Here is a 14107-nt window from a genome sequence, read left to right on the forward strand (position 1 = left end):
CCAAGGGAAGCTTCCTACGTCCCCAAGGAGAAGCGCTTTATAGAATGCCCGTCCGATTCCGCATTCCAGGCCTTCCACAACGTGTCCGATCGCTCCGCAGTTCTGCCCCAATACCTGTTCCCCAAGCAGGCCCTGACCAATTTCGCCGGCTGGGTCGCAGGCAAGGAACGAGGCGCGGTCACCACCTGGATCATTCGCCGCTTCGTTGCCAAGTACAACGTCGACATGGGCGAGGCGCTCGAGTCCGACATCCATCACTACAAGAGCTTCAACCAGTTCTTCACGCGCGCCCTCAAGCCCGGCATGCGCCCGCTCGCCCAGGCCGACCTCGTCTGCCCCGTGGACGGCGCCATCAGCCAGTTCGGTGCCATCGAGGGCGACCAGATCTTCCAGGCCAAGGGCCACAACTACACGACCACCGCGCTGGTCGGCGGCGATGCTGCGCTGGCCGCCAAGTTCGCGCACGGCAGCTTTGCCACGCTGTACCTGAGCCCCAAGGACTACCACCGCATCCACATGCCCTGCGACGGGCGGCTGGTGCGCATGATCCACGTGCCCGGCGACCTGTTCTCGGTCAACCCGACCACCGCGCGCGGCGTGCCCGGCCTGTTCGCGCGCAACGAGCGCGTGGTGTGCGTCTTCGAATCGGCCCACGGCCCGTTCGTGCTCGTGCTCGTGGGCGCCACCATCGTGGGCAGCATGGCCACCGTGTGGCACGGCGTGGTCAACCCACCGCGCGTGGGCGAGCTGCGCGAGTGGCACTACAACGACCAGCAGATCGACATCAAGAAAGGCGACGAGATGGGCCGGTTCTTGCTGGGCTCGACCGTCGTCATGCTGTTTCCGGCGCCTGCGCTGGCCTTCAACCCGGACTGGTCGCCCACCCGCGCGATCCGCCTGGGCGAAGCCATGGCCGACTACGCCTGATTTGTGAAGCTTTGTCTCGAAACCCGCATGCTGCATGCCTGTACAGCTATAAAACCAGTAGCATCCTGATCCTTCGCGCTATAGTCGTCGGCCAGCCAGACGGTCCATGACGACCAATCACAAACAAGAGTACGCCGCCCCGGCCTGCCCCCGGCCGACGGTCCGCCCAGCTTCGAGGAGATGATGTCGATGAGTACCAAGGAAAACGCAGCCATCAGCCAGTTGCTCGCCCTGCTCGAAGCCCGCTATGCGCTGCGTGTGCTGTGGGCCCTGCGCGACGGCCATGCCCAGACCTTCCGGCTGCTGCAGGACAGCGTCGGCGGCATCACTCCCAACACCCTCAACACCCGCATCAAGGAATTGCGCGAAGCCGGCGTCGTGAGCCACGGCAGCGACGGCTACTGCCTCACGCTGAGCGGGCAGGACCTGCTCAAGCGCCTGTCCGACCTGCAGGCCTTCGCCGCCAAATGGCAGCTCGGGCAGAGCAAGAAGGCCGCGGGGCCGGCCGCCGCCCAGCCCGCATCGGCCGAGGCATCCTCGCCCGTAGCGCCTGCTGCGCCGGCGTCTTCCGCCCCCGACGCAGCACCTCCCGCAACCACCCCGCCCGGCTCCGACAGCCAGGGCTGAAGCGGAGGCCCGCCGGGCCTCGGTAAACTCCGCGCCTCCGATTCCTCTCCCATTTCATCGACGCAAGGAGCGTTTCCCATGCCCACCACCCCCTCCGGCCTGCAATACGAAGACACCGAAGTCGGCACCGGCGCTGAAGCCAAGGCCGGCCACCACGTGCACGTGCACTACACGGGCTGGCTCTTCAACGACGGCGTGCAAGGCGCCAAGTTCGACTCCAGCCGCGACCGCAACGACCCCTTCGCGTTCTCGCTGGGCGCCGGCCAGGTCATCAAGGGCTGGGACGAAGGCGTCGCCGGCATGAAGATCGGCGGCAAGCGCACGCTGATCATCCCCGCCTCGCTGGGCTACGGTGCCCGCGGCGCCGGCGGCGTGATCCCCCCGAACGCCACCCTGAAGTTCGACGTCGAACTCCTCGACGCGCATTAAGGACTCGCCCCCAGGCTGCGCGGCACTTCGTGTCCGCTTCGCCAACCCCCTACCGGGGGCGACACCTGCGGCCCGGCGAAGCCGGTTCCGCGGTGTCTCTCGCGAAAGCCACTTCGCACCCCTCTTGCGGCCGCTTTGGCCGCATTTTTACGCTTGAAAAGCCCTGGAGCAGCCCCAAGTGGCTGGCTGTGTTTGTTTTCCGGCGCACGCCGGTTCTTTGAAAAATGTCTGACCCGCAACAATCCGCACAGAATTCTCAAATGCTGCAAGGCGAGCCCAGTCCCGAAGAACTGGAGGCCGCGCAAGCCGCCAACGAAGCCGAGGCGCTCGACGCCCTGGCCGTGGCGCAAGGCGAACTGGCTGCCCTTCAGACCAAGAATGCCGAGCTGGCCGACCAGTACCTGCGCGCCCAGGCCGACGTGCAGAACGCCCGCCGCCGCGCCGACGACGAGATCACCAAGGCCCGCAAGTTCGCGGTCGAAGCCTTTGCCGAGAGCCTGCTGCCGGTGACCGACAGCCTCGAAGCCGGCCTGGCCGTCAAGGACGCCACGCCCGAGCAGATCCGCGAAGGCGCCGAAGCCACGCTGCGCCAACTCAAGAGCGCGCTCGAACGCAACAAGGTGATCGAAGTGGCCCCCGCTGCCGGCGACAAGTTCGACCCGCACCTGCACCAGGCCATCTCGATGGTGCCCGCCGACCAGGACGCCAACACCGTGGTCGGCCTGCTGCAAAAGGGCTACACGATCAACGAGCGCGTGCTGCGCCCGGCGCTGGTCACCGTGGCCGCCCCGAAGTAAATCGGCACTGCCCCACAAGATTCCCACAGGAAATCCCCGCGTCGTCCCTTGAATCGCACCGGGTTATCCACAAGTTCATAACAACATATTTTTCCGAATTTCAGGAGTAAGAACATGGCAAAGATCATCGGCATCGACCTCGGCACCACCAACTCGTGCGTGTCGATCATGGAAGGCAACACCACGCGTGTGATCGAGAACTCGGAAGGTGCGCGCACCACGCCGTCGATCGTCGCGTACCAGGAAGACGGTGAAGTCTTGGTCGGTGCCTCGGCCAAGCGCCAGGCCGTCACCAACCCCAAGAACACGCTGTACGCGATCAAGCGCCTGATCGGCCGCAAGTTCGAGGAAAAAGAAGTCCAGAAGGACATCGACCTGATGCCCTACACCATCGCCAAGGCCGACAACGGCGACGCATGGGTGGAAGTGCGCGGCAAGAAGATGGCCCCGCAGCAGGTCAGCGCCGACATCCTGCGCAAGATGAAGAAGACCGCCGAAGACTACCTCGGCGAAGCCGTGACCGAAGCCGTGATCACGGTGCCGGCCTACTTCAACGACGCCCAGCGCCAGGCCACCAAGGACGCAGGCCGCATCGCGGGCCTGGACGTCAAGCGCATCATCAACGAACCCACCGCTGCTGCCCTGGCCTTCGGCCTGGACAAGCAGGACAAGGCCGACCGCAAGATCGCCGTGTATGACCTGGGCGGCGGCACCTTCGACGTGTCGATCATCGAGATCGCGGACGTCGACGGCGAGAAGCAGTTCGAAGTGCTGTCGACCAACGGCGACACCTTCCTGGGCGGCGAAGACTTCGACCAGCGCATCATCGACTACATCATCGGCGAGTTCAAAAAGGAACAGGGCGTCGACCTGAGCAAGGACGTTCTGGCCCTGCAGCGCCTGAAGGAAGCCGCTGAAAAGGCCAAGATCGAGCTGTCGAACAGCGCGCAGACCGACATCAACCTGCCGTACATCACGGCCGATGCCACCGGTCCGAAGCACCTGAACATCAAGCTCACCCGCGCCAAGCTGGAAAGCCTGGTCGACGAGCTGGTCGAGCGCACCATCGCGCCCTGCCGCCTGGCCATCAAGGACGCCGGCATCAGCGTGAGCGACATCAACGACGTGATCCTGGTCGGCGGCATGACCCGCATGCCCAAGGTGCAGGAAAAGGTGAAGGCCTTCTTCGGCAAGGAACCGCGCAAGGACGTGAACCCCGACGAAGCCGTGGCTGTCGGCGCCGCCATCCAGGGCCAGGTGCTCTCGGGCGACCGCAAGGACGTGCTGCTGCTCGACGTGACCCCGCTGTCGCTGGGCATCGAGACCATGGGTGGCGTGATGACCAAGATGATCACGAAGAACACCACGATCCCGACGAAGTTCGCACAGACCTTCTCGACCGCCGAAGACAACCAGCCGGCCGTGACCATCAAGGTGTTCCAGGGCGAGCGCGAGATCGCCTCGGGCAACAAGCTGCTGGGCGAGTTCAACCTGGAAGGCATTCCGCCGGCATCGCGCGGCACGCCGCAGATCGAGGTGAGCTTCGACATCGACGCCAACGGCATCCTGCACGTGGGCGCCAAGGACAAGGGCACCGGCAAGGAAAACAAGATCACCATCAAGGCGAACTCGGGCTTGAGCGAAGACGAGATCCAGAAGATGGTCAAGGACGCCGAGCTCAACGCCGACGAAGACAAGAAGAAGCTCGAAATCGTGCAGGCGCGCAACCAGGGCGAAGCCATGGTGCACAGCGTGAAGAAGTCGCTCGGCGAGCATGGCGCCAGCCTCGAAGCTGCCGAGAAGGACGCGATCGAAGCCGCGATCAAGGACCTGGAAGAAGCCCTCAAGGGTGAAGACAAGGCCGTGATCGAGGAAAAGACCAACACGCTGATGACCGCGAGCCAGAAGCTCGGCGAGAAGATGTATGCCGAATCGCAGGCTGCGGCCAACGCCTCGGCCGCCAGCGGCCCGGCAGGCGCGGAAGCTTCCGCCAGCGCGCAGGCCGACGACAACGTGGTCGACGCCGAAGTCAAGGAAGTGAAGAAGGGCTGATCCCCTGCCCTTCTAACAAGGCTGGAACACCTGAACAGGTGCTCCAGCCTTTCTCGCTTCCAGTTCCCCGACGAGTTCCCGCCGCCCGACCGAATCTGCTGCCATGGCCACCAAACGCGACTACTACGAAACCCTCGGCGTTCCCAAGAACGCGAGCGAGGAAGAAATCAAGAAGGCTTATCGCAAGCTTGCGATGAAGCACCACCCCGACCGCAACCACGGCGACACCAGCAAGGACGCCGAGGCCAAGTTCAAGGAGGTGAAGGAGGCCTACGAGATGCTGTCGGACGGCCAGAAGCGCGCGGCCTACGACCAGTACGGCCATGCCGGCGTCGATCCCAACATGCGCGGCGGCCCCGGCGCGGAAGGCTTCGGCGGCTTCGCGGAGGCCTTCGGCGACATCTTCGGCGACGTGTTCGGCGGCGGCCGCGGCCGCACCAGCGGCGGGCGCCAGGTGTTCCGCGGCAGCGACCTGAGCTACGCGATGGAAGTCACGCTCGAGGAAGCCGCCGACGGCAAGGACGCGCAGATCCGCATCCCGAGCTGGGACGACTGCGGCACCTGCCACGGCTCCGGCGCCAAGCCCGGCACCAAGCCCATCACCTGCACCACCTGCCACGGCGCGGGCGCCGTGCAGATGCGCCAGGGCTTCTTCAGCGTGCAGCAGACCTGCCCGACCTGCCACGGCAGCGGCAAGATCGTTCCCGAGCCCTGCACCGTGTGCCACGGCCAGGGCAAGATCAAGAACAACAAGACCCTCGAAGTGAAGATTCCGGCGGGCATCGACGACGGCATGCGCATCCGCAGCACCGGCAACGGCGAGCCCGGCACCAACGGCGGGCCGCCCGGCGACCTGTACATCGAGATCCGCCTCAAGAAGCACGACCTGTTCGAGCGCGACGGCGACGACCTGCACTGCGTGGTGCCGGTGAGCGTCACCACCGCGGCGCTGGGCGGCGAGATCAACGTGCCCACGCTCAAGGGCGCGGCCGCCATCGACATTCCCGACGGCACCCAGAGCGGCAAGCAGTTCCGCCTGCGCGGCAAAGGCATCAAGGGCGTGCGTTCGAGCTACCCGGGTGACCTGTACTGCCACGTGCGCGTGGAAACGCCCGTGAAGCTCACCGAGCACCAGCGCAAGCTGCTCAAGGAGCTCGACGAATCGCTCAAGAAGGGTGGCGAGAAGCACAGCCCGACCGACAAGGGCTGGTTCGACAAGGCCAAGGAATTCTTCAGCTGATGATGATGCTGACGCGCTGACGGCTTTCGTCAGCGCCGGGCCGACGCCCTGTCGGCCCGAAGCGTGCCCTCTTTCGGCCGCTGCCGCCCTGTGGCGGCGCACCAGGCACGCGAACGGTGCTCCCCGCACCGTTGCGGAACGCCGCCGACCGGCGCCCGCGTTGTCTTCCCACGTTGCCATGCGCCAGCCACTCGCCACAGGAGTGGCGCGGGGATTGCTTTAATGTTTTTTTGGATATGCAATAAACCAAACGACAGGTCGCGCGTTATTGCTGAAAGGCATCGGCTTTATTGAACCCGGGTTCAATTAGGAAAGGTGTTCGCCACAGAATTTCAATGAGGACGATAGCCATTCGGCATAGTCATTTCATCCGGGGACAATTACGCGAACGCGAGCTTTTCAATTTAACAGAAACACGAATAGAAGTTCCTTGTTTTCCGAGGAACTTTACTCGGCAGAGGGGTTCAGAATAAATAAAACATTTGCCCGGTTCATTCTTTGCTTTATGCTGATTGAACCGATTGTGTAGATAGTGTGTAAGGGAGTTTTCCACGGCATACGGCCATGGGCGGGGCCCCTCTTCCAAGAGGAGCGACGCAGTCTCTGGCTGTAGGCATCGGGGTCAAAAGCCCCGCCGACCTGAAGGAGGCGCGACCATGGACGTGATCAGCAACTTTGCAGCCCGCTACGAACGCACCCGCGAGGAAGTTCTCTCGCTGCAGGAATATCTGGATATCTGCAAACGCGATCCGACGGCATATGCAACGGCCTCCGAACGAATGCTCCAGGCCATTGGCGAGCCGGAACTGGTAGATACCCGCAATGACCCCCGTCTTTCGCGGATCTTCGCGAACAAGGTCATCAAGATCTATCCGGCGTTCAAGGAGTTCTATGGCATGGAAGATGCCATCGAGCAGGTGGTGTCCTATTTCCGCCACGCCGCGCAGGGACTCGAAGAAAAGAAGCAAATCCTTTACCTGCTGGGGCCCGTCGGCGGCGGCAAGAGCTCGATCGCGGAGCGCCTGAAGCAGCTCATGGAGCACGTGCCCTTCTATGCGATCCACGGCTCCCCGGTGAACGAGTCGCCCCTCGGGCTCTTCGACACCCTCGAAGACGGCGAGATCCTCGAAAAAGAGTACGGCATCCCCGTGCGCTACCTGAACCGCATCCTGTCGCCCTGGGCCGTGAAGCGGCTCGAGGAGTACGGCGGCGACATCCGCCAGTTCAAGGTGGTCAAGCGCTACCCCTCGGTGCTGCGCCAGATCGCGGTCGCCAAGACCGAGCCCGGCGACGAGAACAACCAGGACATCTCTTCGCTGGTCGGCAAGGTCGACATCCGCAAGCTCGAGACCTACGCCCAGGACGACCCCGACGCGTACGCCTACTCCGGCGGCCTGTGCCTCGCGAACCAGGGCCTGCTCGAGTTCGTGGAAATGTTCAAGGCCCCCATCAAGGTGCTGCACCCGCTGCTCACGGCCACGCAGGAAAGCAACTTCAAGGGCACCGAAGGCTTCGGCGCCATTCCCTTCGACGGCATCGTGCTGGCCCACAGCAACGAGAGCGAGTGGAAGGCGTTCCGCAACAACAAGAACAACGAGGCTTTCCTCGACCGGATCTACATCGTGAAGGTGCCGTACTGCCTGCGTGCCTCCGAAGAGATCAAGATCTACGAGAAGCTGGTGCGCAACTCCTCGCTGGCCAAGGCGCCGTGCGCGCCCGGCACCTTGCGCATGATGGCGCAGCTGTCGGTGCTCACGCGCCTGAAGGAGCCCGAGAACTCCAGCACCTTCAGCAAGATGCAGGTGTACGACGGCGAGAACCTCAAGGACACCGACCCCAAGGCCAAGTCGATTCAGGAGTACCGCGACTACGCGGGCGTCGACGAGGGCATGAGCGGCGTCTCCACGCGCTTCGCCTTCAAGATCATCTCCAAGGTCTTCAACTTCGACAGCACCGAGGTGGCCGCCAACCCGGTGCACCTGATGTATGTGCTCGAACAGCAGATCGAGCGCGAGCAGTTTCCGCCGGAAACCGAGCAGAAGTACATCAGCTACATCAAGGAGCTGCTGGCGCCGCGCTATGCCGAGTTCATCGGCAAGGAAATCCAGACTGCTTACCTGGAGAGCTACAGCGAGTACGGCCAGAACATCTTCGACCGCTACGTGACCTACGCCGACTACTGGATCCAGGACCAGGAGTTCCGCGACGTGGACACCGGCGAAGTGTTCGACCGCGCCTCGCTCAACGGCGAGCTCGAGAAGATCGAGCGCCCCGCCGGCATCGGCAACCCGAAGGACTTCCGCAACGAGATCGTCAACTTCGTGCTGCGCGCGCGGGCCGGCAACGCGGGGCGCAACCCGGCGTGGACCAGCTACGAGAAGCTGCGCGCAGTCATCGAGAAGAAGATGTTCTCCAACACCGAAGAGCTGCTGCCGGTGATCAGTTTCAACACCAAGAGCAGCGCCGACGAGCAGAAGAAGCACGAAGACTTCGTGACCCGCATGGTCGAGAAGGGCTACACCGCCAAGCAGGTCCGGCTTCTGTGCGAGTGGTACCTGCGGGTGCGCAAGAGTTCATAGCGGACAGCGGGAACAACGGACGCGTGCGAAGGACCTAACCAGCGCACCGTCCACCGTTTTGCAAGGAGCTTTGAAAACATCGTGGCCATCCTGCAGCAGATCATCGATCGTCGGCTCTCGGGCAAGAACAAGTCCATCGGCAACCGCGAGCGCTTCCTTCGGCGCTACAAGGGGCAGATCCAGGAGGCGGTGCGGCGCGCGGTCAGCGGGCGCAACATCCGCGAGCTGGAGCAAGGCGAAGACGTGACCCTGCCGCGCCACGATGTCTCCGAGCCGGTGTTCGGCCATGCGCGCGGCGGCGACCGCGAGTACGTGCACCCCGGCAACCAGGAATACCTCAAGGGCGACCGCATCGCGCGCCCCGAGGGCCAGGGCGGCGGTGGCTCGGGCAGCGGCGAGGCCAGCGACAGCGGCGAAGGCGAAGACGACTTCGTCTTCCGCCTCACGCGCGAGGAGTTCATGCGCGTCTTCTTCGACGACCTTGCGCTGCCCCACCTCGTGCGCACCCAGATCGCCGAAGTGCCCGAGTGGAAGAGCCACCGCGCCGGCTTCACCAGCGACGGCTCGCCCAACAACCTGCACGTGGTGCGCTCCATGCGCGGCGCGCTGGCGCGGCGCATTGCATTGGGCGGCGAACCGCGCAAGGAGCTCAAGCGCCTGGAGGCGCACCTCCTGGTCCTGAAAGCGCATCCACAGGTCGAGACCGCACTGATCCAGAAGGAAATCCGCGAGACCGAGGACCTCATCGCCGAGCTGCGCCGCACCATGCGGCATGTGCCCTACATCGACCCGATCGACCTGCGCTACCGCAACCGCGTGAAGACGCCCGTGCCCAGCGCCAAGGCCGTGATGTTCTGCCTCATGGACGTGTCGGGCTCGATGGACGAGGCGCGCAAGGACATGGCCAAGCGCTTCTTCATGCTGCTGTACCTGTTTCTCACGCGGCACTACGAGCGCATCGACCTCGTGTTCCTGCGCCACCACACGCAGGCACAGGAAGTGACCGAAGAAGAGTTCTTCCACGCCACAGAAACCGGCGGCACCGTGGTGTCGAGCGCACTGGTGCTCATGGACGAGATCATCAAGGCCCGCTACGCCAGCGGCGAATGGAACGTGTACGGCGCCCAGGCCAGTGACGGCGACAACTGGCACCAGGACAGCGGCCGCTGCCGCGAACTGCTGGTCGACAACATCCTGCCCGTGGTGCGCTACTACGCCTACGTGCAGGTGGCCGAGACCGAGCAGAACCTGTGGCAGGAATACCAGCAGCTCGAAGGCGTGGCGCCCAACTTCGCCATGCGCAAGGTATCGGACGCGCAGGACATCTACCCGGTGTTCCGCGACCTGTTCAAGAAGGAAGGGGTGCCCACATGATCACCACCGAACGCCCTCCCGGGGCCCCTTTCCTGCCGCGCAGCACCGACCTGCCCACCTCCCGCCTCGAGCGCCTGCCCAGCCCGTCCGACTGGACCTTCGAGCTCATCGAGACGTACCACACCGAAATCGCGAAGACCGCGAGGAGCTTCGGCCTGGACACCTACCCGAACCAGCTCGAGGTGATCACGGCCGAGCAGATGATGGACGCCTACGCCAGCGTGGGCATGCCCATGATCTACAGGCACTGGTCGTACGGCAAGCAGTTCATTTCCACCGAGAAGAACTACAAGCGCGGCCACATGGGGCTGGCCTACGAGATCGTCATCAACTCCGATCCGTGCATTGCCTACCTCATGGAAGAAAACACCATGGCCATGCAGGCCCTGGTGATCGCGCACGCGGCCTATGGGCACAACAGCTTCTTCAAGGGCAACTACCTGTTCCGCATGTGGACCGACGCGTCGTCGATCATCGACTACCTCGTCTACGCGCGGCACTACATCGCCGAGTGCGAGGAACGTCACGGCCTCGACGCGGTGGAAGACCTGCTCGACTCCTGCCACGCGCTCATGAACTACGGCGTCGACCGCTATCGCCGTCCGCAGAAGCGTTCGCTGGCGCAAGAGAGCGCGCAGCGCACCGACCGCGAGCGCCACATGCAGCAGCAGGTGAACGACCTGTGGCGCACGCTGCCGCGCAAGAGCGAACAAGCCGCCGAGTCGGAAGCCGCGCGCCGCTTTCCGCCCGAGCCGCAGGAGAACCTGCTCTATTTCATCGAGAAGAACGCCGCCCTGCTCGAGCCGTGGCAGCGCGAGGTGGTGCGCATCGTGCGCAAGATCGCGCAGTACTTCTACCCGCAGCGCCAGACCCAGGTCATGAACGAAGGCTGGGCCACCTTCTGGCACTACACGCTGCTCAACACCATGTACGACCGCGGCCAGCTGGACGACGGCTTCATGATGGAATGGCTCAGCTCGCACACCAGCGTGGTGTTCCAGCCGCCCGTGGGCCACCGCGCCTACAGCGGCATCAACCCCTATGCGCTGGGCTTCAAGATGTTCACCGACCTGCGCCGCGTCTGCGAAAAGCCGACCGACGAAGACCGCCGCTGGTTCCCCGACTTCGCGGGCACCGACTGGGTCAAGACGCTCGACTACGCGATGCGCAACTTCAAGGACGAGAGCTTCGTCGGCCAGTTCCTGAGCCCCAAGACGATGCGCGATTTCCGCCTGTTCTCGATCCGCGACTACCAGAGCGAATCGGAGCTCGAGGTGTCGGCCATCCACGACGACAGCGGCTACCAGGCGTTGCGCGAATCGCTGTCACGCCAGTACGACATCGGCAACCGCGAGCCCGACATCCAGGTCTGGAGCGTGGCCACGCGCGGCGACCGCTCGCTCACGCTGCGCCATACGCAGCGCAACAACCTGCCGCTGAACGACAACGCCGAAGAAGTGCTGAAGCACGTCGCAAGGCTCTGGGGCTTCGACGTGCACCTGGAAAGCGTCGACAGCGCAGGCCGGGTCAGCCGCAGCTGGAAGGCTGCCGCGCCCAAGCAGACCTACTGAGACGCTGCGATACAGAGCGGCTCTTGATCAGCCGTTCGCCCGAAGCGTGCCCCCGTGCGCAGGGCACTGGGTGCTTCCCGCAGCGAAATCAAGGAGGAGCCGAAGGCGGGGGACATTCGCGGAGGGAAGTACCCGGTGCCCTGCGCACGCCCCCCGAAAAACTCAGGGAACCAGCGCAGCAATCGCCAGCGTGTAGCCTTTCACCCCCAGCCCCACGATGATCCCGCGCGCCGCAGGCGAGATGTACGAGTGGTGGCGAAACTCTTCCCGTGCATGCACGTTCGAGATGTGCAGCTCGATCAGCGGCACGCTCGCCCCCTTGATGGCGTCGTGCAGCGCGATCGACGTGTGGGTGTAGGCGCCCGGGTTCATCACCACGCCCAGCATGTTCCCGGCCGCCACTTCGCGGCCCGCCTCCTGGACCCAGTCGATCAGCACGCCTTCGTGGTTCGACTGGCGGCACTCGATCTCGACGCCGAGTTTCGCGCCCGTCTCCTTGCACAGGCGTTCGACGTCGGCGAGCGTGTCGCGGCCGTACTGTTCGGGCTCGCGCGTGCCGAGCAGGTTGAGGTTGGGGCCGTTGAGGACGAGGATTTTCTTCATGATGGATCGGTGAAGGAATCTGGCGGATGCAGGAAGAAGAAAGCTGATTATGGTCGCGCCGCCGACCGCGCCCGCCGTGCAGGTGACACCGCCGCGGTCGACCCCACGTAGTGGTTGTACGAGCCGATGTCCGCCACGCAGCGCGCCATCAGGTCGACGAAGGCCCGCAGCTTCTGTCCCATGTAGCGCTGCCGCTGGTAGGCGCAGTACAGCCGCCGCGCCTCCGGCGGCCACTGCGGCAGCACCGGCACCAGCACGCCCTGCGCCACCTCGGGGCCGGCAAAGAACACCGGCAGCGGCGCAATGCCCAGGCCGTCGATGCAGAAAGTCTTCATCACCCAGTGGTCGTTGGTCTCGAAGGCCGGCTCCGTGCGCACCACATGGCGCCCCGAGGCCTGCAGCGACACCAGCCGCAGCGGCGACGGCGGCCCCGACGGCTCGCGCATCGCGATCATCCGGTGCTGCGCCAGCGCCTCGGGCGTCTGCGGCGTGCCGTGCCGCGCCAGGTACTGCGGGCTGGCATACAGGCCGTAGGCCAGCCGGCCCAGCAGCTTGGCGACCAGGTCCGGCAGGTCGGGCGGCGCCGAGCCCACATAGCAGTCGACCTCGCCGATCTGCGGGGCCTGCGCGCCGTTCGCCACGTCGAGCTGACAGCGCACGTTCGGGTGCGATTCGAGAAAGATCCGCACCACATGGCAGACGAAGGAGGTGCTGAACTGCGTGTCGGACAGCAGCGTGAGCCGCCCCGACACCCCGCCCGTGAGCTCCTGCACCTCGGTGCGCGCCGTTTCCAGCCGGCCGCTCACCTCGCCGAGCAGCCCCTCGCAGCGTGCGAAGAACGCACGCCCGGCCTCCGTGGGCGCAATGCGGCGCGAGCTGCGCAGCAGCAGCTGGGCGCCCAGCAGTTCCTCCAGCCGCGTGAGCTGCCGGCTCAGCGTGGCCTTCGACACGCCCGACAGGCTCTCGGCCTTGGTGAGGCTGCCGCTCTTCATCACGAGCACGAAGGCCTCGACCAGCGCAAGGTCGATGCGCCCGGCGGTCATGGACGCCACCGCCGCGCGGGCCGTCGTTGCAGGAATGAAAAGGAGCGTCTTGGCATGGGGCTTTCATCGGTGCGGCGGACACGCTACGGTAGGCGGCACCGCCGACAAGGGCATGGTCGATGCTATGCCGATTTGTGGCGCCCTTTCCCGCTGCCCCCACGATCAAGACCCATGAATCCCTCAGCCACCTGGCATCCCGTCACGCCCTCCGCCGAGGTGCGCGCCGGCGCCAACATCGTCGCCGGCTTTGCACAAGGCCAGGAGCTCGCGCTGTGGCGCGCGGCCGATGGCTCGCCGCAGGCCTGGGAGAACCGCTGCCCGCACCGCAGCGTGCGCTTCACCCTCGGCCAGGTGACCGGCGGCGACCGCCTGGCCTGCGCCTACCACGGCTGGCAGTACGAGGCCGGCAGCGGCGCCTGCGTGCGCATCCCGGCGCACCCGGCCATGCAGGCGCCGCGCAACGTCTGCGCCAAGACGTTCGCCACGGCGGATGCCGCGGGCATGCTGTGGGTGCGCCTCGCGGCCGACGGCGCAGAGGCGCCGCCCGAGCTGGCCGACGCCGTGCCCGCCGGCTGGCACCTCGCCCGCACGCTGACCCTGCGCGTGGCCGCCTCCGAGGTGCGCGCTGCGCTGGCGCCGCATGGCTTCGCGTCGACAGGAACGCCCGACGCATGGCAAGGCACGCTGGGCGAATCGCCCGTCGCCGCGCTGCTGCTCGACGCCCAGCCGCAGCTGAGCTTCCTGCACCTGTGGACCGACGCAGCCCCCGGCTCCGACGCGATGGCCCGGGTGCATCGCGCGGCGCGCCAGTTGCGCAGCGACATCGAAGCCGCTGCATCGCACTGAACAAGAAGAAAGAAGCAAC

At 65.1% G+C, this 14107-nt stretch carries 11 protein-coding genes and 1 pseudogene; 10 read left to right on the top strand and 2 right to left on the bottom strand.

Annotated elements, in window-relative coordinates:
• Window positions 1-81 precede the first annotated feature (81 nt).
• The 9 genes and pseudogenes from asd to VHAB30_RS15685 all read left to right on the top strand — a co-directional run bounded on the left by asd (window position 82) and on the right by VHAB30_RS15685 (window position 11596).
• A complete protein-coding gene (gene asd, locus VHAB30_RS15645) occupies window positions 82-927 on the top strand; it encodes an archaetidylserine decarboxylase (RefSeq protein ID WP_159277608.1) in 846 nt (281 codons plus the stop codon).
• Between the two features lie 189 nt (window positions 928-1116).
• A pseudogene (locus VHAB30_RS15650) lies at window positions 1117-1419 on the top strand (winged helix-turn-helix transcriptional regulator); the annotation flags it as partial.
• Between the two features lie 213 nt (window positions 1420-1632).
• Window positions 1633-1983, top strand: a complete 351-nt coding sequence (locus tag VHAB30_RS15655) for an FKBP-type peptidyl-prolyl cis-trans isomerase (protein ID WP_159277610.1) — start codon at window positions 1633-1635, stop codon at window positions 1981-1983.
• Between the two features lie 224 nt (window positions 1984-2207).
• Window positions 2208-2780 carry a nucleotide exchange factor GrpE gene (grpE, locus tag VHAB30_RS15660; RefSeq protein WP_082817966.1) on the top strand — a complete coding sequence of 191 codons (573 nt, stop codon included), beginning with the start codon at window positions 2208-2210 and terminating at the stop codon, window positions 2778-2780.
• A gap of 114 nt (window positions 2781-2894) precedes the next feature.
• Window positions 2895-4832 (top strand): molecular chaperone DnaK, encoded by a 1938-nt coding sequence (gene dnaK, locus VHAB30_RS15665; RefSeq protein WP_159272623.1) that lies wholly within the window; start codon window positions 2895-2897, stop codon window positions 4830-4832.
• 103 nt (window positions 4833-4935) lie between these two features.
• Window positions 4936-6072, top strand: coding sequence for a molecular chaperone DnaJ (gene dnaJ, locus VHAB30_RS15670; RefSeq protein WP_062470698.1), 1137 nt, complete (start codon window positions 4936-4938; stop codon window positions 6070-6072).
• A 656-nt stretch (window positions 6073-6728) separates the two neighbouring features.
• On the top strand, window positions 6729-8651 hold the full coding sequence (locus tag VHAB30_RS15675; protein ID WP_062470701.1) for a PrkA family serine protein kinase: 1923 nt from the start codon (window positions 6729-6731) through the stop codon (window positions 8649-8651).
• A gap of 81 nt (window positions 8652-8732) precedes the next feature.
• Window positions 8733-10025 (top strand): YeaH/YhbH family protein, encoded by a 1293-nt coding sequence (locus tag VHAB30_RS15680; protein WP_095744575.1) that lies wholly within the window; start codon window positions 8733-8735, stop codon window positions 10023-10025.
• Entirely contained in the window at window positions 10022-11596 is a 1575-nt protein-coding gene (locus VHAB30_RS15685; RefSeq protein WP_235926671.1) for a SpoVR family protein, read from the top strand. The genes VHAB30_RS15680 and VHAB30_RS15685 overlap by 4 nt, the downstream gene beginning before the upstream one ends.
• Window positions 11597-11758: 162 nt before the next feature.
• Here the strand turns inward: VHAB30_RS15685 and aroQ are convergent, their stop codons facing one another.
• On the bottom strand, window positions 11759-12199 hold the full coding sequence (gene aroQ, locus VHAB30_RS15690; protein WP_062470706.1) for a type II 3-dehydroquinate dehydratase: 441 nt from the start codon (window positions 12197-12199) through the stop codon (window positions 11759-11761).
• 47 nt (window positions 12200-12246) lie between these two features.
• Complete coding sequence (locus VHAB30_RS15695; RefSeq protein ID WP_159277611.1) at window positions 12247-13242, bottom strand: LysR family transcriptional regulator; 996 nt, start codon at window positions 13240-13242, stop codon at window positions 12247-12249.
• Between the two features lie 171 nt (window positions 13243-13413).
• Between VHAB30_RS15695 and VHAB30_RS15700 the strand changes: the two genes are divergently transcribed.
• The gene (locus tag VHAB30_RS15700; RefSeq protein WP_159277612.1) at window positions 13414-14088 is read left to right on the top strand and encodes a Rieske (2Fe-2S) protein; all 675 of its coding nucleotides are present in this window, start codon (window positions 13414-13416) and stop codon (window positions 14086-14088) included.
• Window positions 14089-14107 lie beyond the last annotated feature (19 nt).

The sequence above is a fragment of the Variovorax boronicumulans genome, assembly GCF_009811375.1.
GTDB lineage: Bacteria > Pseudomonadota > Gammaproteobacteria > Burkholderiales > Burkholderiaceae_C > Variovorax > Variovorax boronicumulans.